The sequence below is a fragment of the Romboutsia sp. 1001285H_161024_C4 genome (genome assembly GCF_015550185.1).
Taxonomy (GTDB): domain Bacteria; phylum Bacillota; class Clostridia; order Peptostreptococcales; family Peptostreptococcaceae; genus Romboutsia_C; species Romboutsia_C hominis.
Genome location: NZ_JADNAJ010000005.1, coordinates 50,333 through 74,777 on the forward strand (window position 1 = coordinate 50,333; position 24,445 = coordinate 74,777).

General features: G+C 26.3%; 21 protein-coding genes, 1 pseudogene and 1 riboswitch. Of the genes and pseudogenes, 2 read left to right on the plus strand and 20 right to left on the minus strand.

From position 1 onward, the window contains the following. Positions 1-164: 164 nt before the first annotated feature. The 8 genes and pseudogenes from I1959_RS09790 to I1959_RS09825 all read right to left on the minus strand — a co-directional run bounded on the left by I1959_RS09790 (position 165) and on the right by I1959_RS09825 (position 9,375). Positions 165-1,553, minus strand: coding sequence for an MATE family efflux transporter (locus I1959_RS09790; RefSeq protein WP_195238152.1), 1,389 nt, complete (start codon positions 1,551-1,553; stop codon positions 165-167). 230 nt (positions 1,554-1,783) lie between these two features. Continuing rightward, positions 1,784-2,989 (minus strand): zinc dependent phospholipase C family protein, encoded by a 1,206-nt coding sequence (locus I1959_RS09795; RefSeq protein ID WP_092925475.1) that lies wholly within the window; start codon positions 2,987-2,989, stop codon positions 1,784-1,786. Between the two features lie 180 nt (positions 2,990-3,169). Beyond that, positions 3,170-4,042: a DMT family transporter gene (locus I1959_RS09800; protein ID WP_330383730.1), complete on the minus strand. Its 873-nt coding sequence runs from the start codon at positions 4,040-4,042 to the stop codon at positions 3,170-3,172. Positions 4,043-4,126: 84 nt separating this feature from the next. Further along, on the minus strand, positions 4,127-5,251 hold the full coding sequence (locus tag I1959_RS09805; RefSeq protein WP_166505547.1) for a hypothetical protein: 1,125 nt from the start codon (positions 5,249-5,251) through the stop codon (positions 4,127-4,129). Between the two features lie 133 nt (positions 5,252-5,384). Further along, entirely contained in the window at positions 5,385-6,176 is a 792-nt protein-coding gene (locus tag I1959_RS09810; RefSeq protein WP_166505548.1) for an EcsC family protein, read from the minus strand. A 135-nt stretch (positions 6,177-6,311) separates the two neighbouring features. Further along, a complete protein-coding gene (locus I1959_RS09815; protein ID WP_195238154.1) occupies positions 6,312-7,202 on the minus strand; it encodes a homoserine O-acetyltransferase/O-succinyltransferase family protein in 891 nt (296 codons plus the stop codon). A 1-nt stretch (position 7,203) separates the two neighbouring features. After that, positions 7,204-8,442: pseudogene (locus I1959_RS09820) on the minus strand (O-acetylhomoserine aminocarboxypropyltransferase/cysteine synthase family protein); the annotation flags it as partial. 89 nt (positions 8,443-8,531) lie between these two features. Further along, positions 8,532-8,635, minus strand: a riboswitch (SAM riboswitch). A 182-nt stretch (positions 8,636-8,817) separates the two neighbouring features. Beyond that, positions 8,818-9,375, minus strand: coding sequence for a hypothetical protein (locus I1959_RS09825; RefSeq protein WP_092925465.1), 558 nt, complete (start codon positions 9,373-9,375; stop codon positions 8,818-8,820). A 238-nt stretch (positions 9,376-9,613) separates the two neighbouring features. Between I1959_RS09825 and I1959_RS09830 the strand changes: the two genes are divergently transcribed. Next, a complete protein-coding gene (locus I1959_RS09830) occupies positions 9,614-10,213 on the plus strand; it encodes a hypothetical protein (RefSeq protein WP_195238157.1) in 600 nt (199 codons plus the stop codon). Between the two features lie 318 nt (positions 10,214-10,531). Then, complete coding sequence (locus I1959_RS09835; RefSeq protein WP_195238159.1) at positions 10,532-11,485, plus strand: L-lactate dehydrogenase; 954 nt, start codon at positions 10,532-10,534, stop codon at positions 11,483-11,485. A 99-nt stretch (positions 11,486-11,584) separates the two neighbouring features. Here the strand turns inward: I1959_RS09835 and I1959_RS09840 are convergent, their stop codons facing one another. The 12 genes from I1959_RS09840 to mutL form a co-directional block, all read right to left on the minus strand. Further along, the gene (locus I1959_RS09840) at positions 11,585-12,115 is read right to left on the minus strand and encodes a transcription repressor NadR (RefSeq protein ID WP_242871313.1); all 531 of its coding nucleotides are present in this window, start codon (positions 12,113-12,115) and stop codon (positions 11,585-11,587) included. A gap of 137 nt (positions 12,116-12,252) precedes the next feature. After that, positions 12,253-12,375: a hypothetical protein gene (locus tag I1959_RS15655; protein WP_271893499.1), complete on the minus strand. Its 123-nt coding sequence runs from the start codon at positions 12,373-12,375 to the stop codon at positions 12,253-12,255. 70 nt (positions 12,376-12,445) lie between these two features. Then, positions 12,446-13,462 (minus strand): YdcF family protein, encoded by a 1,017-nt coding sequence (locus I1959_RS09845; protein WP_195238160.1) that lies wholly within the window; start codon positions 13,460-13,462, stop codon positions 12,446-12,448. Positions 13,463-13,515: 53 nt separating this feature from the next. Then, entirely contained in the window at positions 13,516-14,172 is a 657-nt protein-coding gene (locus I1959_RS09850; RefSeq protein ID WP_195238161.1) for a hypothetical protein, read from the minus strand. A 274-nt stretch (positions 14,173-14,446) separates the two neighbouring features. Beyond that, positions 14,447-15,919: a protein adenylyltransferase SelO gene (locus tag I1959_RS09855; protein WP_195238162.1), complete on the minus strand. Its 1,473-nt coding sequence runs from the start codon at positions 15,917-15,919 to the stop codon at positions 14,447-14,449. Positions 15,920-16,039: 120 nt separating this feature from the next. Continuing rightward, the gene (locus I1959_RS09860) at positions 16,040-16,753 is read right to left on the minus strand and encodes a DUF434 domain-containing protein (RefSeq protein WP_195238163.1); all 714 of its coding nucleotides are present in this window, start codon (positions 16,751-16,753) and stop codon (positions 16,040-16,042) included. Between the two features lie 81 nt (positions 16,754-16,834). Continuing rightward, positions 16,835-18,604 (minus strand): hypothetical protein, encoded by a 1,770-nt coding sequence (locus I1959_RS09865; RefSeq protein ID WP_243240031.1) that lies wholly within the window; start codon positions 18,602-18,604, stop codon positions 16,835-16,837. Positions 18,605-18,760: 156 nt separating this feature from the next. Continuing rightward, a complete protein-coding gene (locus tag I1959_RS09870; protein WP_092925443.1) occupies positions 18,761-18,958 on the minus strand; it encodes a hypothetical protein in 198 nt (65 codons plus the stop codon). Positions 18,959-19,574: 616 nt separating this feature from the next. Continuing rightward, a complete protein-coding gene (locus I1959_RS09875; RefSeq protein WP_092925439.1) occupies positions 19,575-20,852 on the minus strand; it encodes a methionine gamma-lyase family protein in 1,278 nt (425 codons plus the stop codon). A 158-nt stretch (positions 20,853-21,010) separates the two neighbouring features. Further along, the gene (gene hfq, locus I1959_RS09880; RefSeq protein WP_092925437.1) at positions 21,011-21,253 is read right to left on the minus strand and encodes an RNA chaperone Hfq; all 243 of its coding nucleotides are present in this window, start codon (positions 21,251-21,253) and stop codon (positions 21,011-21,013) included. Between the two features lie 85 nt (positions 21,254-21,338). Beyond that, entirely contained in the window at positions 21,339-22,280 is a 942-nt protein-coding gene (miaA, locus tag I1959_RS09885; RefSeq protein WP_195238164.1) for a tRNA (adenosine(37)-N6)-dimethylallyltransferase MiaA, read from the minus strand. 14 nt (positions 22,281-22,294) lie between these two features. Continuing rightward, complete coding sequence (gene mutL / locus I1959_RS09890) at positions 22,295-24,415, minus strand: DNA mismatch repair endonuclease MutL (RefSeq protein WP_195238166.1); 2,121 nt, start codon at positions 24,413-24,415, stop codon at positions 22,295-22,297. Positions 24,416-24,445: the final 30 nt, after the last annotated feature.

Sequence of the window (24,445 nt, forward strand, 5' to 3'; positions counted from 1 at the left end):
TTTTATTTATAATATATTTTTAGTTTTTTTTCTAATTTTTAGATTATTAATTAAATTCCAACTCTATTTTATGCAAAAAAATCTAAGCAACTTTATAATTAATATAAATCATTTGTATATAAAAAAAGTACTTACTATAAATTTTATAGAAAGTACTCTCTTCTTTAATACTGATGACTTAACTCTCCTTTAGTATTATAATCATCATATAATTTCTTTTTTCTTTTCATAACTAAAAACACACCAAGCATCAATATTCCCTTAATTATACTACTTATAGTTATACTCCACCAAACTCCAGTAAGTCCAAGTAATCTTGGATTTGATATTAAGTAAGCTGTTGGTACTCTAAGTCCTGTAAATATAATACTTATTATAGATGGTATTGAAGTTTTACCAAGCCCTTTAAAAGCTCCTGATGTTATTATTTCTATACACATAAACAATTGAGAATATCCAAGTATTTTAAGATAAATAGTTCCTTCTTTAATAGCCATTTCTTCTTGTATAAATATAGTAAATACCTGCTTTCCTAAAAAGACTAATATTAAAGTATTTATAAATCCAAGTATTATAGCTAATATTAAAGTTAACTTAAATCCTTTATTAACTCTGTCAAACTTTTTAGCCCCATAATTTTGCCCAATAAAGCTAGATAAAGATGAAGATAAACCTTCTGCTGTCATCCATGATATAGACTCTATTTGAGATCCTACTTTTTGAACAGCTACTGCTACTGGTCCAAATGACGCCACAACCACTCCTAGTAACATAGAAAATCCTGTAAACAATCCACTTTGTAGAGCTACTGGAAGCCCTACTTTGTATAGTATTTTATAATATGTTATTTCTATATTTCTAAATAGTTTTATTTTAAAATATCCATAATCATCCTTTTTTATTCTATATATAAATAAAGATGTAACTACTATTTGTGCTACGACTGTTGCAATAGCAGCTCCTGCTACTCCAAGTTTAGGAAAACCAAACAAACCAAGTATAAGTATTGGGTCTAGTATAATATTAGTTATAAGACCTACCGCATTTATTTTAAATGGAGTTTTACTATTACCCATTCCATTAAATATAGCTGTAAATACTGGATTTATAAAATAAAATATCATTCCTAAAGATACTATATATAAGTATGTTCTAGACATATCTATAACTTTTATATCGCCTAATCTAAAAAATCCTATTAATCCTTTATTAAACACTATTAAAAATAATGTATATAATGTTGATAGTATAATATTTATTTCTATAGCTGATTTTATATAAGATCTCGTTTTATCAAGATTTCCTTCACCAATACTTTGTGCAACTTTAACTTCCCCACCAATTTTGGATATCATTACAAATGCCATAGCTAACCAAGGAAAAAATCCTGCTGTTCCAACTGCTGCAACTGCACTACTACCAGCCTTGCCGACCCAGATCATATCTATCATGTTATAAGCCATTTGTATAAATGACGTCCCCATTATAGGAAGTGCTAACTTTATTAATTTATCTAATATCTTACCATTAGTTAAATCTATTCTCTTTTCCAAATATTTCACCTCTTTTGTAAACAAAATAAACTAGATTAATATCACTTAATAGTATGTATTTTTAAATATAACTTAAATAAAAAGCATATTTATAAAAGTATATCAGAAATTTTTTTATTTTCAATATAATTAAATTATTTATACATATTTTTAATATATTTTCTATTATAGTAAATAAAGCCTTAAAGTGGTTAAATATTATTAAATCCAACTTTAAGGCTTTTTGCTATTTACTTATTTATACTATATGTTTCATTTCCTCGTAATGTTTTATGTATATTTTTTTCTAATATGACCTTTCCTCTTGATAAGATTTTAATATTATCAACACTCCAATCATCACCATTAGTAACAAAATTATTTTTTCTTATCCAGAAGTTATTTATCTTACTTAAATCAATATTTTTTCCATCTTTAAGCTTTATTATATAATTATCTATTTGACCTTTTTCAAAATCATTTCCTGCATTATCTAACTTCCATTCATATTTTTTATTATCAGAAGTTTCAAATCCAAAATATACGAAATCATCAGTTCCTGCATATTTTTCATTTGAAGTTTTTAAAATAACATTAAATTCGTTTAAGTTCTTAGTATCTGAAGAATCTATTATAGTATTAGATACTTCATTTAAAAATCTATATATAAGCTTAGCTGAACTGATCTGAGAGTTTTTCATAGATTCTACTGCCGAATATTCCCAATCTTTTGTTGAATTTTTCATTGTTGAATAACCATAATATAAATTCTTAGCTTTTTTTGCATATTCATAAGAATTTTCACTCATCCAAGCATCAAAATCTTTATTTTCTAATGCATATTTATAAGCACCATTTTCTGTATTATAATTCATTGAATCTATTGCATAATTTTCTTTTCGTTCTTCAACATAACTTTCAAACTTTACATGTCCTATACTATCAACAGCTGTAATATTGGCTGCATGATAAGGAGTATTCAGATCTCCAAGATAATGTAATCCTTGTCCTAATAAAAAAGTAGCTTCTTTATAATTACCTTTTTCCCACTCATTTTTTGCATCAGTTGTAAATTTTCTAACTTGTGATTCTGCATTATCATATATAGGTGATGCCACATACCACTTATTATCAAGTGTAAAATTATTTTTAGTATCTGGATCCCAAAAATGATCTTGATATAAATCATAAGCATTTGGATCATAATCTGGATATGTCGATCCAAGTTGTAAGTCTCTTAAGTTAGATTTTAGAATATCAAGATTTGACTTTAATAATTGAGGTTCTGATTTGCTTAAATCTTTTTCAATCATTTTAACTGCTTGAGTTGCAATTAAAGCGTGCGTTCCTGTCCCATCTTTTTTACCATCCCAAGCATAAGATGTTGAACCCATAGCTACAAATAACATTGAAATTACAAATGCTTTTGCGCTATTTTTCTTTATATTTCTTATCATAGCCTTGTTTTACCTCCAAATATCAAAATACTTTATAATTAAAAATATATAAAAACGCTTTCTCTTTCAATATTTTTGCATATTTTGTAACTTTTTGTAATTTTTTATAATTTTTTGTATTTCTTTAAGGTAAAATCATTATTTTAAATAATAATTAAAGTGAGGTATAATAACCTCACTTTAATTACATTCTTCACTTTTTTTATTGTACATAAACATATAAAACGATGCGCTAAATATTACAAAATATCCAAATACGCTAAACTTATCGGGAAATACACTAAATAATACTACACTTATTATTGCAGAGAATATTATATTAGAATAATCAAATATAGATATCTCTTTAGCTGGCGCATATTTATAAGCCCAAGTTACACCAAATTGGCCTACAGTCGCAAATACCCCTGCAAGAAGTAAATACATAAGTTGTATCATACTCATTGGCTCATAAGTCATAATCATTATCGGAAATATTACAACTAATGAGAATAAAGAAAAATAAAATACTACAGTCGCTCCATTTTCTTTTTTACCTAATACCCTAAGACAAGTGTATGCTGATGCCGCACATAAAGCACCTGCTACACCCACAATTGATGGTAACATTTCTAAATCAAATGTTGGTTTTATTATAAATAAAGCTCCTACAAATGCCACTAATACAGCAGCTATTTGATTAGTTTTTATCTTTTCTTTTAAAAATAACGCAGAAAATATTATAACAAAGAATGGACTTAACTTATTTAACATATTGGCATCTGATAACACCATTCTATCTATTGCATAATAATTAAATATTATACCAAGTGTGCCAAATGCTGATCTTAAGTTTAATAATCTTCTATTTTCCCTACTTCCAAAATAACTTTGTTTTGCTTTTGTAACCATTATAAATGCTACTACACAAGAAACTAAATTTCTAAAAAATGTCTTTTGAAAAGTTGGTAAGTCTCCTGCTAATTTTATAAAAGCCGACATCATAGCAAATCCAAATGCCGAAACTATTATACATATTATACCTTTACTTCTGTTACTTAACTCTGCCTGCACGATATACCTCCTATGTAATTTTTTTATTTATCTTTTGTATGCAATTATTTATTATATATTAAAAAAAACTATCTAGCTAGTTTTTTATATAATCTCGCAATTATAATCCCACGTTAAATTGCCTGTATTTATATTATATAAATTATACTCTTCTCCAAAAAAAGTCAGCAGTATCTTTTTACCTTCAAATGCCTCTAAACCTCCATTTATGTCTATTCTCTTAAAAATCTTTTTAGCAAATACTCTGCCAGTAGCATCTTTTAACTCAATCTTAAAGTTATTAATATCATTAATAGTATTTTCTGTTAAGTTTAGTAAATATCCATTAAGGTATAAAGTATTTTTTTCTTCAAATATATTATTTACTATTAAATTCATACTATCTTTATTTACCTTAAAATCTCTTGCAGAATAAATACTATTTCTATTTAAATAATTACCTTTTAAATTTTTAAAGTCATAATTATTTACATCTTTTTCAGTAATAAATTTATTATATCTTTGTCTTTTCCTATAATTATAATCGGTAAGTAATAATCCTTTATATATGTTTTTTATATTTGAATCTATTAAGTTACTATACGTCTGTATAATACCTAATGTATCTGCATTAGATATTCCGACTACTCTTTGTTGTATTAAGAGTTCATAATAATTATTGTAAATTTGCTTTGTGGGAAAAATTCCATTTGGTGCATCTACATATGCGTCAACTGCATTTTTAAGCTTACTATTAGGTAAATATAAATACTCCAGATATTCTTTTTCTTTTGATGAAATGTCTATTGTATATTTTTTCTTTCCACAATTTACGCTTACCTTATAATCATCTTTAAAAGTTGCGCTACAATTATTATTTTTATAAAATATATCTTGGTTAAATATCTCTATTAATTTACCATCTTCATATTTATATATAACTCCAATTTCAAATCCTCCAGACCCCCCGAATCCGCCTCTAACCATTATTTCTGATTTATTGTCTCCTGTAAAATCTCCTAAAAATAGTTGCATATTATAACCAGAATATTTGATATTAACAGTAATATGCTCACTATTTTCTGGTTTTAAAATAAGTTCTATATTATCGACATAGGAGATTCCTTCAAAAGGATATACTCCTACTAATATTACTTCATCTTTTGAGTTTACTTTACTTATATTCCCATAACTACTATCTATTAAAACTTTCTTTGTAGGGCTTTCCATGGCTACTCCCCCCCCCTAAACTATTTTACTCTAGTTATAATATCTTATGAGACTTTATATATTAATGTTATATTTAAAATACACATTATAAACTTACACAAATTAATATACTAGTCAAATTACTTGGCATATATTATAAAGTTATTTTATTAATAAAATTTTTATATTTTGTATATATAAAGTTTTCCTTCTTAGCCTCGTGGTCTTTATCATCTAATATTCTCATATGATAAGCATATATTGCATATTCACCTAGTTTATCTACTAATTTATTGTTTACATATGCCCCAACAAAAGCTCCTATTCCTGGCACTAACTGAAATAACTTTGCTAAATCAATGTAATCTCTATACTCTTGTTGAAAGCTTCTCCAATCAAATGCATTAATATCATCAGATAACTTATGTTTAAAATCATCAAAGCATTCCATATTTTCAAATACATAGTTTACATGCTCTTTACTTGAAAAAGCAAGCTGAAATATGTTTAATATATATAATCTTTCTTTATAATCATTTGTATCAAATCCATATATGCTAGCAATTTCATAAATAAGCTTTATTTTTATACTAAGAAGTAATGGAAAGTCACAAAGCCCTATAAATATGCCTCCTGCCCCTGTTCCAGCACCTTCTATCATAGCAGTTCTCTTATAAATTTTTATCTTTTCAAGAGCTAGATTATCTCTTTCTTCTAAAGATATATCTAGTATAGGTTTTTTAGTAGTATACTTAGACCCAAATAAAACCATTTTAGTCATATTTTTTATAGCTACAGTTAATATTTCGTGGTACTTTTGAGGTAAAACGGAATTTATTTTATTTTGAGTTTCTTTTGATGCTTTATCTATTATAGATGGTTTTTTTCGTATTTTCTTTTTCCATTTTTTTAATTCTTTTAGTTTAATCTCATTATAATTTTGCATTTTTTCACCTATTTAAAATTTATATTAATTATTTACATAATATATTTATTATACATATAGATTTTTAATATTACTATGTACTTATTTTTCCAAACTAAACAAGCTAGTTATCTAACTAGCTTGCTTAATTTCTTATTAAATTATATTAATCCAATTGTTGTATATCTTAATGCTGTGTTCCATCCAATCTACACTTATTCCTTTGTTCATATCATCTTCAATAAAATAATTTTTAGGTATATCTATATATATTTTTTTATTTCTATCCCTTAAATATTCTCTTTTCAAGCATTCTTTATCATACTCATGATGTCCAAATATATAATAGTCATTGTACTTCCCTTTTATAATATGCTCTATACCTTCATCTGTTGTCGATAGTATTTTTATAGATTTACAATTTTTTAAATCCTTCCTATTTAATATAGTGTGCCTAGAATGAGCACATATAAAACCATTATTTATATTTTTGAGTATTTCATCATCACAAAGTATATTATGTTTATATACTCCAAATATCTTCTTATCGAGTATCTCTTTGTTTATTCCATATATATGATTTAAACAAGCCTGCGCTCCCCAGCATATACTTAACATACTTTTTAAATTTTTAATAGAATAATCAAATATATAATTTAATTCATCTATATATTTAACCTGTTTGAAATCTATTTTTTCAATAGGAGCTCCTGTAACTATAAGTCCATCTAAATCATCTTTTACTTCATCAAAGGTATAATAATTTTTCATCAAATATAGTCTATTACAATTTTTGTATACATGCGTTTTAAGCCTTATAAACTTTATATTTATATCCTCATTCATTTTTGAAAATAACTCTAATAAATGAGCTTCTGTCTCTACTTTATTAGGCATAAGATTTAATATACCTATAGTTTTATAATGAGGACTGATCTTACCTAAACTAGATTTTCTATATAGCTTTTTATTATAAATTTTGCTTTCTATTATACAATTATCTACAAATTTGGCTCCATTTATTTTTTTACAAAGATATACAGTCATATTATATTTCCTTAAGTGCTCTATCAAAGTCATTTATTAAGTCATCTATATTTTCTATTCCAACAGATACTCTAATCATCTCTAAACTAACTCCACACTTTATCTTATCTTCATCAGACAACTGGCTATGAGTAGTACTAGCAGGATGAAGTACTGATGTTTTATTAAATCCAAGATGTATTGCCAAATCTACTAATTTTAAAGATTTTATAAAAGTCTTAGCTTCATTTATTCCACCTTTTATACCAAATGTTAATATTCCACTTCCACCTTTTAAGTAAGTTTTTACTTTCTTATAATCTTCTCTACTTTCTAAGTATGGATAGTTTACCCAACTTACTTTTTCATGATTTTCTAAATACTTTGCTAATACTAAAGCATTTTGACTATGTTTTTTCATTCTAAGATGAAGTGTTTCCAATCCTAGATTACTTAAAAATGGATTAAAAGGGCTCATTGTGCTACCTAAATCTCTAAGCAGTGATGCTCTTAACTTTGTTATATATGCACTTTTCCTAAATTCTTCAACATATTTAATATCATGACAACTAACATCTCCATCACTTAATAATGGATATTTCCCATTATCCCAATTAAAATTACCACAATCAATAACTATTCCTCCAAGTGCCACTGCATGACCATCTATATATTTTGATGTAGAATGTATAACTATATTTGCACCAAAATTTATAGGATTACATAAATACGGGCTTGCTACTGTATTGTCAACTATAAAAGGAATATCCCCCTTTTTAGCTATTTCACTTAATTTCTTAAAATCTAATATATCTAGTCCTGGATTTCCTATAGTTTCTCCATATATAGCTTTAGTATTTTCATCTACTAAGGATAGTATATATTCTTTATCATCATTATTGGATACAAATTTTGTTTCTATTCCAAAACTTCTAAGAGTTATATTAAATAAATTATAAGTTCCACCATATAGTGATGATACTGATATTATATTGTCTCCACTTTTGCATATATTTAAAATAGCTAAAAGCACCGCCGATTGTCCTGAACTAACTGCAACTGCTCCGACGCCACCTTCAAGATATGCTATTTTTTCTTCAAAATTTGCTACTGTTGGATTGCTTATTCTACTATACATATGGCCATCTGCTTTTAAATCAAATATATCTGCCACTAAGTCTGGATCTTCATATTTGAAGGTTGTACTTTGAACCAAAGGATACACCATAGGCTCCCCAACATTTGGTTTATATCCCCCTCTTACACATAAAGTTTACTTGTTATAATTTTTCATAAAAAAAGCCCCCTTTTATCTAGGAAGCCTTTTATTAACGCAACAAATCAATATGCCTTTTATCTCTCAGGAAAACTCCTGCAGGATTTAGCACAATTCTAACTAAGTTAGCTGTTGCCAGGCTTCATAGGGCCAGTCCCTCCACCATTCTTAATAAAAGACTTTCTACTTATTTTTATTATTTAATAAGTATTATATATTATAATTATCGAAATTATAATTTAATAAATTAATTTATATATATATTTATATGTATATGTTCATAAAATATTTTATACTATAACTTACCGTTTTTGCTTAATTATTGATTATTCCAAATTACTATATTCTATAAAATTTTGTCTAGTTTTGAGTTTTTACTACATATTTATTTCTAACCTCTTTAGGTAGAATATTCCATACATAAACTGCTAAAGAGAAATCTAACATACTATGTATTATAGTTCCAACTCCTATTAATCCTATAACAGATACTAAAAAACCTTGATTATAAAATCCTTCCGAAAGGTTTGATGAAAAATAAAAAGGTATAATTACTAAAACTTCTCCAATAGCATGAATTAATCCTATAACAAATGAATATCCTAAAGAACTTTTTATACTCTTTATAAGATCCCTATTTTTGTTTAAGTAAATACACCCAATACTAACAAATAATAAATGACTTAGTGCTCTAATTACAATTGGTAATGGGAAACCACCAAATAAAAAACCTATTGTAGTTCCAAGTGTTACAAATAGAGCAGTCTTTGATGATATAAACATAGCTATAAATATTGGTATATGACTAGCTAATGTAAAAGATGCCGGTTCTAATATTATTTTAATTGGTGAAAACATTGGTATAATAATTCCCATTGCACATAAAAGTGCTGATAATACAATATTTTTAGTTCTCATATCTCTCCTCCAAATATATTTTTTAATTTAGTATATTTAATTCATATTACATGTGTCTTTACATATATATTTACAGTTTAGTGACTAAATTTATAATTGTCAAATACTTTTTTATGTTTATTCATTTAAGCTTGCTTACATATATAAAATTAATTTATTCATATTTATAATTTTTTAATATTGATAATATCAACTAATATGCTATAATTTACATAAATTTTCAATGAGTGGTGATATTATGAATGAATATATTGGAATAATCATAAGAAATCAAAATGATAAGTTTTTACTTTGTGATGGAAGCTTTTATATAAAAACTAGATTAGATTCTAATAGGGATATTGAGGATATAATAAAAACTGAAATATATAACGTATTAGAAAAAGACATATTTAAGATAAGAAAAATTTTTGAAGAAAAAATCATTCATAGATATGAAGAAATAACACTTTACTTAGTTGATGTTGGAGTTTATACCAATGACTACGATTTTATATCAATAGACAAGATATTAAGTGAAATTATAAATTTTGATGATAAAAACTATTTTAATGAATATATATTAAAACCTGAAGAATACTCTAATATACTCTCAACTACATTTACTTTGCTTATGCTTGTTATCACAGTTAATATATTTCATTTACCACAATTTATACATAATATTTCTTCATATACTCTGAGTGGATTTTCACTTATTTTTATATATTCAATATTTAATAAATACTTAAAACCAAAGTTAATAACATACTTATCTTACTTTAAATTTAATGTTAAAATTGCTAACTATATAACATCACTTTTACTAGTTATATATTGTATAATAACTTTATTTTAAATACTAGCTATCTATATATGAATCTATAATCAAATTTTTAAGTAAAATATAGCACAAAAGCTACTTTAATTTTATATAATCTAAGGATTTTCTATTCTTTTACTACCAATTCATTCTTTACTTTATAAAGATTAAGCAGTATAATAATGCCAAATACATCAATTTATAATTTTTTATAAAATAAATATATAATAATAATTTTATAACCAATATAGACTTAACTAATAAAATTTATAGGTTACTTATCTTATTTCTTAAGCCATACAAATAAATTCATTTCAAAACACTTTACAAAAGACAACTTTAGGAGGATGACTTATGTGTTTAAAATTAAGAAAAATAGCAATAGTAGGTACGGGACTAGTTGGGTCTAGCTGTGGATTTGCACTAGTTAATCAATGTGTATGTGATGAACTTTTAATGATTGATATAAATGAAGAAAAAGCTAAAGGCGAAGCTTGGGATTTAACTCACGGAGTAGAATTTATGTCTCAAAGAACTAAAATAAGACAAGCAACATTTGCAGATTGTAGTGATGCTGATATTGTTATATTTACTGCAGGACCAGCACCTAAACAAGGTCAATCTAGACTTGATACTTTAGAAGTTAGTGCTTCTATATGTAACTCAGTAATTAAGGAAATAATGAAATCAGGATTTGATGGTTTCTTTGTAGTTGCTTCAAATCCAGTTGATATAATTTCATATCATATATGGAAGTTATCTGGACTTCCTAAAAACAGAATAATAGGAACAGGAACTACCATAGATTCATCAAGATTAAAAAACTTCTTATCTAAATATTTAGATGACGTAGACACAAGATCTATACATGCATATTCTATGGGTGAACATGGAGATTCTCAGATAGTTCCTTGGTCAAATGTTAGCATTGCAGGTAAACCTCTTCTAACCCTAATTGAAGAAAATGAAAAACTAAAAAAAGAAATAGATTTAGATTATTTAGTAGAAAAAACTGCTAAAGCTGGTTGGGAAGTATATAATAGAAAAGGTACTACTTACTATGGTATAGCTTCAGCAGTTGTTGGAATCATAAAATCAATATTTAGTAATGAAAGAAGAATTTTACCAGTTTCAGCTTTACTTGAAGGTGAATATGGAGAGACAGATGTGTATACAGGAGTCCCAACTATAATAGGTATAAATGGAGCTGAAAAAGTTATAGAAATTGATATGACTGAAGAAGAGAAGACTAAGTTTAAACATTCAAATAATATACTAAAACAATATTTAAAAAGCATTGGATATTAATTTATATATCTTAATAAAAAGTAAGGAGGAACGAATCGTTCCTCCTTACTTTTTATTAAAATTATATAGTTTTGTCTTATTTATAAAATACAATTTAGACTAATATAAATACCCTTTTTCAGTTAAAGAGGTTATAACTTGCTTATAAGTTTTTTCATCTTTGCACTTTATCGTATGAAGATGTACGCCATCTGTTAAATGAGATAGAGGACTTGTTTCTTTTGAATTTAACTTTTCTATAAATTCTTTTACATCTCTTCTACATTCTAAGTGTAAATTGCCAATAATTTGACCATATATACTATGTTCTACTATTACATCTTCAACTATACCACCTTCATCAACTATAGTATTTAATTCATCTTCTATATCTTCTTTATCATGCTTGCAAGCTATAGTTTTTATTATATAATTGTCTTCTTTATTATCATTTAATATATATCCTCTTGGAGTAGATATAATATGGATGCCACTAGCTCTAAGAAGAGCAACATCTCCTACTATAACTTGTCTACTTACATTAAGTTCACTTGATAGTTTTGATCCACTCACAGCTTTATTTTTATTTTTTAGTAGATTTAATATCTTATCTCTTCTATCTGAACCTGTCATTTTAATACCTCTTTTCATATACATGTTATTTTTATTATATCTTAATAAAGGTTGCTTATCTATATGAAAATAGTATAAAATATCTATATTAAACTTGCATTTAGTCCATAATTATAAATATATATTTTCCTATTTAATATATAAATTTGATAATATTAATTACACCCACTGCATCCAAATCCTGCAAAATATATTCTTATTGTGCTCGGTTTATCTTTATTTTTTTCTATTATACTTTTTAATAAATCTATTGCAGATTGTGGTAAATTTACCTTCATATGTAGTCCCTCCATCTATTTATATATACTTATACTTATTCAATAAATAGATTATTGATGTTATTTAAAACTAAAAATTGATTGGTAATAATGAATTAATAACTAAGACTAAATATAAAAGTATAATAATGATATTTAACCATTTATATATGAACAATATAGCTATAAACTCTCGAATCAGCGCGCTTGGGAGAAAATAAAAAGCTGTAGGAGCTCCTACACCATTTGCCTTTAATCCAACCTTACGAGCAAATATTGATGCACGGAATACATGATAATTATTAGTTACAAAAATACATTTATAATTACCTGATTTATCCATAATTGCCTTAGAAAACTTCATGTTCTCATACGTTGTTGTGGATTTATCCTCAGCAATAATATCTTCATTATTTATACCTTGTGATATTAAGTATTTTTTCATAGCATATGCTTCTGAAACTAACTCATCTGGACCTTGACCTCCAGATACAATTATCTTAGGTAAATTCCCTCTGTCTTTTTGATCTTTATATATATCAATTCCTTTATCTAATCTACTTTTTAAAAGAGGTGGTACTCTATCTCCAATCAATCCAGAACCAAGAACTATTATATAATTTATATTCTTTCTTACTGGTATCACTTGGTATATATATGAATAAATTAAATAGCTTATAAACATAAATCCTAAATATACTGACATTACGATTATTGATATAATAACCATATAAGTAAACATATTTAATTTATTACCATGATATATCAATACGTAACTAAGAAATATCATAATAAATATATATATACCTATAATTAACGAAAGAAGATTTGCTAACTTTTTTCCCTCTTTTTTTATCATACTTCTTCCATTTTTAATAAATAAAAATGCACATATTACTACTAATATAGGTATTAACCCATAGACTATTAAAAGTATTAAAGTGTTAGCAATATTACTTTTATCTGATAAAGTTGCTAATGTATAAAAAGTTATTCCTAAAAATCCAATTATTAATATAAGCCCTGTTAGAAAGCTTCTTTTTTCTACTATAAATAAAATTGTACCTGCTAAAATTATGATTATACTAGTAAACAATAAGGTATTCATATTCATCCTTTCTTAACAAAGATAATTTTTTATCTTTTTCTAAATTTTACTATTTATTTAGAAAAAAGATAGAATAAATCATTTTCATTATTATTTGAGAATGATTTATTCTCTTTTATCTGCAATATAGCTTTATCTGACTTTGAATTTTCTTTAAATTCATATCCTTTAACTGTAACTATCTTATTTTCACTGTCTTTTTCTAATTTATTATACAAATTATCACTTATAATAATTTGACTTTTGAATAGACCTGTAATTAATATTTTTTTATCTACTACACCTACTACTTTTAAATTGTTATTTTCTACTTTATAATTAGTTAATTCTTTTAACTCATTCATATACTTAAAGTTTTTTATACCATCATATCTTGGTATTATTGCAGCTTCTTTATCATTTACCTTTACCTTCTCTAAATCTAATTTATTGGCTAATTTATTATATTCAGACTCTTTAATAACCATATTATTCTTATCATCAACTTTAAGCATTTCAAAGTTTATTTCTTCAAATTTACATTTATTACTTTCTAAGCTTTTCTCTATTGTATCAATTTGATCTTTTTCTCTTTTATTTCCTTCTATTGATATATAAGTTAATGGATAAGTAAAATCATCGTCTATAAAATTATCATATACAAATTTCCCTCCTATTAAAATTACTGCAGCTGAAATTAATCCTACTATTATTCTTTTGCTAAGCTTCATAAATAATTCTCCTTTTATTTTTATATATGATTATATTATTATAAAACCTATAATCTACATATCGATTTATCTTTCATAAAGATTACAAATTTGTAAGGTAAGATTATTAATAATATTTTAGCTAATTCAATATATTAGTAATAAAAAATTTACTTCGCCTAAGCGACGTGTCAGTGAAACACTTTATGTCGCCCACAATTTTTGAAGTATCATAATTTTCTTAAGTTTAAAAAGAGGCTTTTATATAAAAGCCTCTCTCATTTTTATTAATTTTTTATGTTCCACAATAAGTTCTATAAGAGCAGTTCGATGGTTTAGGTAACTTTGAATACTCTTCTTGCTCTTTTGAATGCTCATATGGTTTTGAAATAGCATTGATAAGATTTATCATAACTTCAAAGTTGCCTTTATCAGCAGCTTCTAAAGCTTCTTCTACTCTATAATTTCTTGGAATTACTGCTGGATTAGATTTCTTCATTAATTTAAGTATTTCCTCTTCTGAACTAGACTGTCTCTTGAGTCTTTCCTTCCAAATATTATACCAATTTTTAAATTCTTCACTACTAAACATACCTTTTTTGCTATTTTTATTAAATGTTAGCTCTATAAAAGTGTTAGTATAATCTTCATTATACTTTTCCATAATACTAAGTAAATCTTCAATTATAGCTTTATCTTGTTCCTCTTTATTAAATATTCCAAGCTTTGATCTCATTATTGATAGCCAATTTATATAATATAAATTTGAAAATTCAGAAACAGCATCTTGAGCTATTTTTATAGCTTCTTTTTGATCTTCATGTAATAATGGTAATAATGCTTCTGCAAGTCTACATAAATTCCACTCGGCCATAATTGGTTGATTTTTATATGCATAACGACCCTGAGTATCTATAGAACTAAATACAGTATTAGGGTTATATGTGTCCATAAATGCACAAGGACCATAGTCAATAGTTTCTCCACTAATAGTCATATTATCAGTGTTCATAACACCATGTATAAATCCAACGCTTTGCCATTTACTAACTAAGCTTGCATGTACTTTTATAACTTCCTTTAGTAAATTAATGTATTTATCTTCATCATCAGCTATATGTGGAAAGTGTCTTTTTAATGAATAATCTGCTAAAGCCTTAATATCACTTGTACTTCCAAAATTTGCTGCATACTCAAATGTTCCAAATCTAATATGACTAGATGCAATACGAGTAAGTATTGCTCCTTGTTTTATATCTTCTCGAATTACAGATTCACCAGTTTTAATTACTGCCAAGCTGCGGGTAGTTGGAATACCTAAACCATACATAGCTTCACTTATTATATATTCACGAAGCATAGGGCCAAGTACTGCCCTCCCATCTCCTCGGCGAGAGTATGGTGTTTTACCAGAGCCTTTAAGTTGAATATCATATCTTTCACCACTTGGTGTTATTTGTTCACCGATTAATAATGCTCTTCCATCTCCCAGCATTGTAAAATACCCAAATTGATGTCCTGCATAAGCCTGTGCAATAAAAGCGCCTTCTTCTATTTTTTTGTTACCTGCAAGTATTGATACTCCTTCATCACTTTTAAGAGCATCGCTATTAAGCCCTAAAGATTCTGCTAGTGGATAATTTAGAATAACTAATTTTGGTGAACTTACTTTATTTAAATCAATCTTACTAAAAAATGTTTTGGGTAAAGTAATATAGCTATTATCTAAATTCCATCCTATTTTTTTAGTTTCGTTCTTATTAGTCATTTTTTCTCCTATCTATTTTTTATATTTAATTTATCTTATATTAATTTTTATATATTCTATTTTTATATATTATTTTCATTTGCTACTTTTTTATTTATTATTTATAAATTAACCTTATATCTATGTGTTCAGATCTATAATATTTGCTTCTTGTATATACTTATCTATTATCTCTTTTGCTATATTAAAATAACTTATACATTTATCAATTATAGCTGCATCGCTACTAACTACTCTATCTAACTTATCTAGTATTATATCTGCATTGTTAACTAATACAACATCAGTATTAAATCTCCAATTTTTTGTACAATCTAATATTTTATATTTTAAGTTGCCAGAATTAGAAACTGTAGAATCTAAATAAAATATAACTTTGCTAGCATTATATTCATTAAAAAACCTTCCAATTAAATTTAATGCTTCTTCTGTTTTATCTATGATTTTATAAGTTCCTCTAAGTCCTGCTAGATCCCTAATATTTTCATCAGTTCCTATGATTAATGTTCCTTTAGATAATGCAACTTCTAGTGTTATTATCAAATTGAACCCATCTATATATATAGACCCTTCATTTATCTTATCTATTGAAAGTTTTTTAGATTCTCTTATCATTTTCTTTTTATAAGAACATACAGATCTTTTTATAGCATCCCTTTGTCTTATTGAGAATTGATATTTATTTGAAACAAAATTTACTACCGGTTCTATTTTATAATCTCTATTTATCAACCATTCTACTTCTTCTTTAGCTTTTTTTAGTTTCATCAATTCTTTATTAGAAAACCATCTTTTATCATTTTCATCAAATCCACGCCTAGATATTTTAGCCATATTATATTTTACCCCTTATTATATAAAATTCGTTTCGTTCATGTCGCCAATGTCTTTGTAAGTTGATCAAAATATCATTTATTACTTTTTATTTAATATATCTAAGTAATCAAATAAAGTAAATTTATCTTCACTAACAAAGCTACCTAGTCTATCCTTAGCCAAAGATATATACCAATCCTTATCAAGCTTATCTGGTATATCTTTATTTATAATATTACTATTATCTATAAATACTCTATCAGGAGTATAACTTATCTTCTCTAACTTATTGCCTGGCTTCATTTTCATAACAGCAAAATCTAAATTCGACTTACTGGCAAATACCCGAAGGACCTTTAATTTTATCTCTTCACTTCCATATACGACATGACTATATTTACCAGTTACCTTAATGCATTTTTGAAAATCTATAAGCTTATTAGATTTATTTATAGTAGTTTCTATATCTACACCATTAATTAATTTTTCTTTTAAAGCTTTATTAACTATAGGTAAATCATTATCTATTAAGCTTAATTTCTTTACATAAGCACCTTTACTTTTAATATTACCATCCTCTTTTATATAAATATAATTATTAACATCTTTTTGTATAATCTTCTTTATAAAATCATGTTCTAAATCCATCCTAGTTCTTTTGCACCATTTGCTACAAATATCTAAGTATTTATCTACATCTTCCTTAGAACTAAACTTAAACATAACTCCATCAGTATTGCCTTGTATAAATTCTGCACTGCTTCCAAACTCCAACTCTACCTTTTCTATAAGGTCTAATAGTAAAAGTTGTCCATTTACGCATATAGATATTCCTTGTCTAGGGTCATAAAGTTCATTATTAATATCCATACAGGCACCATAAGTGCTATTTAATACTAGTTTAAGAGATTTTTCTATAGGATTACTTTCTTTTTTAAATTTAATTCTAGTATCCCTTATTTCTTTGTACTTAGAAGTTTTTTTTACATTTCTACTAAGTAAATCATATTCTATCATTATAGAAGGATAAAAAGAGCTTACATCTGAGTTTACTATAAAGTCTTCCCCTTCATATTTTTTTCTAGCAGAGTGAAGTCCTCCCCAACCAAAATCAGTTTCAATTCCATATACATTAGTTCTTAGATATTTTTTTAAATCTCTATTATTATAATTTTCATACCAATCTTTTATATGATTATATTTACTAAGCTTTAAAGTATTGACTATATCAAATTCATTAGTATCATTCCTATCGTAATTAGGCTTTTTTGCACCTAGTATATATGCACTTAGTTGAGCTTCTGTTTTATTAAACATATCTTTATCTAAATTAAAGTATTCTATAAGCCCTAACTGTGCTTCATATTTATAATAAATCTGTTCAAATACTTTATAAGTCATTCTTACATCATGTAAACAATAAGATGTTAACTCATCTATTTCTTTTTTTGTTGGATATCTATCTAAATCAAAAGATACACTACTTTCTCTTATATCTTCTCCCATAAATAATTCAAGCTCTTTTAAACTTCTATAACTGTCACTTATCTCAAATATATATAAAGGTATCTTGTGTAAGTTTCTATCTATTTTCCATCCTGACACTTTTCGTTCAACAAGCTTATACGATACATCACAAGGATCTATGCCTGCTATTATTGACTTTAATATCCACTGATCGTATCCTCTTATATTATATCCTACCCATACTGATTCTTTATTTTTGTTAAATACTCTTAAAAGTTCTTCTCTATTATTTATTATAATATGTTCTTTTTGCGTTTTATAATCTTTCATACAGCACATCCAAAACCCTGCTTTAGATAGTACTTCAAAGTCTATTATTATACGTCTTCTTTCTTTTGCCATTAGCTCACGCCCTAAATTATATTTTGTTATATATTATACCCAATTTTTATATACCTCTAAATGTTTACTATAAGTTTATCCTCATCTTATTTTTAAGCGTGAATAAATGCTTGTTCAAATAGTAATTAACCTTTTCTTATTTTACGATAAAAAAAACTAATTTATAACCTTTATATAATCTGTGTATACTTCTCCTTTTAAACCATTTGGTCTTACTATCTTTATTAAATAGTAATCATCATCTAATTCTTCATATTCTTTAACAAAATAATTTCCTATTAATTCATTAAATTCATTGTATTTTAAATTTTTCTTTTTAAGGTATTTTTCTAGTATTTCTAATTCTTCTTTCATTTTTCACCTCTAGTATTTACCCCTATGTATCAATTTAATATTCCTTAAAACAAATTATATATCTTATCATTATATTTTATATCCTTTATTTATCTCCAGAACTTATCACAACAATTCTTAACGTCTTCACTTTTTCTAACTCTAATATTATCTCTCCAATCAGATGAAAATAAACTTTGATACCTTCTTTGCTAATACCTATTGTCTAAGAGAAGTATTACTCATTTATCTCTATTAGTTCTTATACATCTTCTAGCTCCTTGAAGTACCTTAGTCATATAATCCATAATTCTTTGCTTGCTCTAAATATAGTGGATTTGTATTTTCATCTATTCTACCTTCTACTATTATGTCTAAACCTTCATATATAAAAGCATGCTTTATAGGTACTTCTGGTGTATAGTTTTCGCCATATAATTTTTTAACCCTTTTGTTCCCTCTAATTCCTTCTATTGCTTTTTCTCAACCTAACTATCTATTATCTATACTTCCTCGCCTCATTATAAATCCAACTAAGTTTCTTAGTGATATCTTTATATTATTCATATTAGTTTTCTTTTTATTAAAAAAATACCCTACATTATAGACTTATTATCTATAACATAGAGTATTTATATTAACTATTTTTTTTCATGTATTCTATAGCCTTTAATGTACCCATCTTAGAATGGTCAAATGTAAGTCCACCTTGGAAATATACATTATATGGAGGCTTTATAGGAGCATCTGCACTTAATTCTATAGAAGAACCTTGTATAAATGCACCTGCTGCCATTATAACATCGCTATCATATCCTGGCATTGCCCAAGGTACTGGCTTAACATATGAATCAACTGGTGCCGCTGCTTGTATTCCTTGACAGAATGCTATAACCTCATCAGCATTTTTAAGTCTAACTATTTGTATTATATCACTTCTTGGATCATCATACTTTGGAAGAACTTCATATCCTAACTTTTCAAACATTCTAGCACAGTATATTGCACCCATAACAGCTTGGCTAACTACATATGGAGCCATAAAGAATCCTTGAAGTACAGTTCTACTAGTACCAAATGTTAATCCACATTCTTTACCTATACCAGGAGAAGTTAATCTATATGATATAAGTTCTACTAAGTCTTTTCTTCCTACTATATATCCACCTGTTAGAGCAAGTCCACCACCTGGATTTTTTATAAGTGATCCTGCCATTATATCAGCACCTACATCTGTTGGCTCTTTAGTTTCTATAAATTCCCCATAACAGTTATCAACCATAACTATTACTTCAGGCTTTACACTTCTTACAGTATCTATTATCTCTTTTATATCTTCTATTGTTAAAGATTTTCTCCAAGAATATCCTTTAGACCTTTGTATCATTACAAGTTTAGTTTTATCATTTACCTTTTCTTTAATTCCTTCTAAGTCAACATTTCCATCTTCTAAGAAATCTACTTGGTTATAAGTTACTCCAAACTCTTTTAAAGAACCTTTTTCTTCTCTTATACCTATCACACCTTCTAATGTATCATATGGTTTCCCAGTAACTGATAATATCTCATCACCTGGTCTAACTATACCTTGTAAGCAAAGAGTTAGTGCATGAGTTCCATTAACTATTATAGGTCTAACTATTGCATCTTCTGCATTAAATACACTTGCATATATTTCTTCTATTTTTTCACGTCCAATATCATTGTATCCATACCCAGTTGTCCAGTTAAAGTGATTATCACTTAAGTTGGCTTCCTGCATTGCTTTTAATACTTTATATTGATTATATTCTCTTATTTTTTTTATTTCTTCAAATCTTGGTTCTATCTCTTTTATAACTTCTTCAGATAAGTTGAATGTTTCATCATCTAATCCGTAGAAACTTTGTAATAATTCTTTTGTTTCCTTTAGCATATTTTCCACCTGTCTTATTTATTTTAACAATCAAATTTTATCATATTGAATTTTTTAATGCAAATTAAAAAGTAAATTCACTAATATCTTCAAAAATATTTTTTATTTATAATTAAATAAAAAAGGCTAACACATGTTAGCCTTTTATCTATCTAAGTTTATTTTTGCATATTTGGATTCTGTAAATTAATAGGTCTTGCAGGTATTATAGTTGATACCGCATGCTTATATATCATATTTTGTTGCTTGTTCTCGCCTTCTAATAATATTATATAACTATCAAACCCCTTAACTAAACCTTTTACTTGAACTCCATTCATTAAAAATATAGTTACAGGTGTTTTATCTTTTCTAGCATTATTTAAAAACATATCCTGTAAATTTAATACGGCATTTTTCATTTGTATATATCCTCCCGAGATCTTAATTAAATTTTAAAGATTAATATATTTTAATTTATTTTATACTATTCCTCTATACTCTATTTTATACAAGTTGTAATCTTTTTTCAATATAGTTATTTACTTCTTTTTCCAATTCTTTTTTATCACTATATTCATCTAGATTAAACCATTTCGCATCTTTATACCTTCTAAACCATGTTAATTGACGTTTTGCATATCTTCTAGAATCTCTTTTTATAATTTCTACTGCTTCGTCAAGAGTGTACTCTCCATCTAAATACTTTATTATCTCTTTGTAACCAATTCCTTGCATAGATATCATATCCTTAGTATATCCCATAGATAAAAGATTTTTAACCTCATCTATAAGTCCACAATCCATCATTATATCTACTCTTTTGTTTATTCTTTCATATAAATGTTCTCTTTCTCTATTTAGAACTATTATTATCGGTTCATATTTTTCATTAAATCTTAAGTCATTAGAAAAATCATTCATTTTTTCTCCGCTAAGACATACTTCTAATGCTCTTATAACTCTTTTTGTATTATTTTTGTGTATTCTATCCGCCGCATCACTATCTAGTTCTTTTAGTTTTTGATGCATATAATCTATTCCATTTTCTTTTAATTCTTGCTGTAATTTATCTCTTAATTCGTTGTTTGCATCAGATTTTGCAAAATCCATATTGTATATTAATGAGTTTAGATATAATCCCGTACCACCAGTTACTAAAATATTTTTACCTTCTTGATGTATTTTTTCTATATATTTGTTTGCTCGACTTTGAAATTCCGACACCGAAAAAGCATAGTTAGGTTTTACTTCATCTATCAAATAATGAGTTACACCGTTCATTTCCTCTTTAGTTACCTTCGCACTTCCTATATCCATATACTCATATATTTGCATAGAATCTGCTGAAATAATATCAGCATCTAAGGACTTTGCTAAATTTATTGATAATTCTGTTTTACCAACAGCTGTTGGTCCTGTAAGTATTATAAGTGGAATCTTTTTCATAATTACCTTCCTATCTACATAATTCTTTTGAACATTTTTTCTATTTCTTTTTTAGAAATCTCTACTAATACTGGTCTACCATGAGGACAAGTAAAAGGATTTTCACAAGCTTCCATCTGACTAAATAAGCTATTTATTTCTACATTTTTTATCTTATCATTAGCTTTTATAGCTGATCTACAAGCCATTGATGCAAACTTTTCTCCTTTTAGTTCATAGTTATTATTTATATCTTCTATATTGTCTATTATTTGTAGTATAAATTTCTCACTTTCAGGGACTCCAAATACAGTTGGTACACATCTTATCATTATATGATTATTACCAAAGATTTCAATTTCAAACCCAAATTTCATAAATAATTCCAAGTTTTTCTCTACCTGAAGCATATCTACATTTGATAACTCTAATATTATTGGATCTAGTAACATTTGCATACTTATATCACTTTTATAAAACTTGTCCATATACCTTTCGTATAAGACCTTTTCATGTGCTGCATGTTGATCTAGCAAATACATAGAATTTCCTTTGGACATTACTATATAAGTATCAAATATAGTTCCTAATACTTTGTATTCACTTAAAGAGAATTTACTTTTTTCCTCTTTAAAAAATCCTTCTTGAATACTTTCACTATCACTTGTTATAGATAAATCATTTATATTAATAGTGTTTAATATATTGTTTTCTAAACTTTTTTGTAAGCTATCATTTTTATCTTCATCTAACTTACTTATTTCCTCTATAGAAAATGTTTTGTCTAAATTTATCTTTCCTTCTATTAAAAATTCATTATTTGAATCCTTAGTTAATTTAATATCGTCATCTATATAGATTTTAGGTGTATTTTCTTTTATAACATCCTCTTTAGTACTTTCTTCGTTGTATAAAATATTTTTGTTTTCATGTGAAACATTTATATTTTTGTCGTTTGATGTTTTACTTTTTAATACATCATCTAATCCTAAAAAATTATCTATAGGTTTTTGACTGTCTAATTCTACTACCTCTATCTTATCCATAGCTATATCATCTAAATTAACTTTGCCTTCTTTTTTATTTAGTATACTACTTTTATTATCTACTGCATTAATTTTGTCTAAATTATTTATACTATCGCTAGCTTCATATTTTCCTATTAAATGATTGTTAAGTAATGTTCTTCTTATTAAATCTCTAAGTTCTATATATACTTCTTTTTCATTTTCAAACTTTGCCTCAAGTTTTGTTGGATGTATATTAACATCTATACTACCTGGATTAATTTTTATATCTAAAAAGCATACAGCATGTTTATTTATAGGTATTATACCTTTATAAGCTTCATTTATAGCATCTAATATAATTTTACTTTTAACAAATCTATTGTTTATATATATATGCTGAAGGTTTTTATTTGAACGATACACATTATTATCTCCAACATAACCTTTTATTTCAAAGTTATCACTTTTATATTTAAGCTTAACTAAATTTTCACATACATCTTTTCCATATATACTTCTTATGGCGCTAATTAATCTATTATCTCCAGGTGTATTTAACATAGGTTTGTTGTTATTTATATATTTAAATTGAATATTAGGATTTCCTATAGCTAATTTGTTTATTAAATCACTTATATTTATAGTTTCAGCATGATTTGATTTTAAGAACTTTTGTCTAGCTGGAGTATTAAAGAATATATCTTTTATTATGATAGTAGTTCCATTAGAACATCCTACTGGTTCCTTAGATATAATCTTTCCACCCTCAACTATAACCTTGGTTCCTATTGATTCTTCCTTAGTTTTTGTTATCATTTCAAGCTTACTTACCGCACTTATAGATGCTAGTGCCTCTCCTCTAAAACCTAGGGAATATAAGTCATATAAATCATCAATTTTCTCAATTTTGCTTGTTGCATGTCTTAAAAATGACTTATCAACTTCACTAGAGGCTATACCACAACCATTATCAGTTATTCTTATTAACTTTTTACCACCGTCAATAATCTCAACTATTACTTTAGTACTTCCTGCATCTATACTATTTTCAACTAATTCCTTAACAACAGAAGATGGTCTTTCAACCACTTCTCCTGCTGCTATTTTATTTATAGTTAAATCGTCTAAGATGTTAATTCTATTCATATTTATTCCTCCCTTATCAAACCTTTAGTT

Bases quoted from the DNA above. Each gene is read 5' to 3' on its own strand.
- I1959_RS09850 (WP_195238161.1), bottom strand. From the start codon at position 14,172: ATGAAGCTTAGCAAAAGAATAATAGTAGGATTAATTTCAGCTGCAGTA.
- I1959_RS09860 (WP_195238163.1), bottom strand. From the start codon at position 16,753: ATGGCTAAAATATCTAGGCGTGGATTTGATGAAAATGATAAAAGATGG.
- I1959_RS09805 (WP_166505547.1), bottom strand. From the start codon at position 5,251: ATGGAAAGCCCTACAAAGAAAGTTTTAATAGATAGTAGTTATGGGAAT.
- I1959_RS09865 (WP_243240031.1), bottom strand. From the start codon at position 18,604: ATGGCAAAAGAAAGAAGACGTATAATAATAGACTTTGAAGTACTATCT.
- I1959_RS15655 (WP_271893499.1), bottom strand. From the start codon at position 12,375: ATGAAGGTAAATTTACCACAATCTGCAATAGATTTATTAAAAAGTATA.
- I1959_RS09845 (WP_195238160.1), bottom strand. From the start codon at position 13,462: ATGAATACCTTATTGTTTACTAGTATAATCATAATTTTAGCAGGTACA.
- miaA (WP_195238164.1), bottom strand. From the start codon at position 22,280: ATGAAAAAGATTCCACTTATAATACTTACAGGACCAACAGCTGTTGGT.
- mutL (WP_195238166.1), bottom strand. From the start codon at position 24,415: ATGAATAGAATTAACATCTTAGACGATTTAACTATAAATAAAATAGCA.
- I1959_RS09870 (WP_092925443.1), bottom strand. From the start codon at position 18,958: ATGAAAGAAGAATTAGAAATACTAGAAAAATACCTTAAAAAGAAAAAT.
- I1959_RS09815 (WP_195238154.1), bottom strand. From the start codon at position 7,202: ATGACTGTATATCTTTGTAAAAAAATAAATGGAGCCAAATTTGTAGAT.
- I1959_RS09810 (WP_166505548.1), bottom strand. From the start codon at position 6,176: ATGCAAAATTATAATGAGATTAAACTAAAAGAATTAAAAAAATGGAAA.
- I1959_RS09825 (WP_092925465.1), bottom strand. From the start codon at position 9,375: ATGAGAACTAAAAATATTGTATTATCAGCACTTTTATGTGCAATGGGA.
- hfq (WP_092925437.1), bottom strand. From the start codon at position 21,253: ATGAAAAATGCCGTATTAAATTTACAGGATATGTTTTTAAATAATGCT.
- I1959_RS09840 (WP_242871313.1), bottom strand. From the start codon at position 12,115: ATGAAAAGAGGTATTAAAATGACAGGTTCAGATAGAAGAGATAAGATA.
- I1959_RS09795 (WP_092925475.1), bottom strand. From the start codon at position 2,989: ATGATAAGAAATATAAAGAAAAATAGCGCAAAAGCATTTGTAATTTCA.
- I1959_RS09875 (WP_092925439.1), bottom strand. From the start codon at position 20,852: ATGCTAAAGGAAACAAAAGAATTATTACAAAGTTTCTACGGATTAGAT.
- I1959_RS09855 (WP_195238162.1), bottom strand. From the start codon at position 15,919: ATGACTAATAAGAACGAAACTAAAAAAATAGGATGGAATTTAGATAAT.
- I1959_RS09830 (WP_195238157.1), top strand. From the start codon at position 9,614: ATGAATGAATATATTGGAATAATCATAAGAAATCAAAATGATAAGTTT.
- I1959_RS09835 (WP_195238159.1), top strand. From the start codon at position 10,532: ATGTGTTTAAAATTAAGAAAAATAGCAATAGTAGGTACGGGACTAGTT.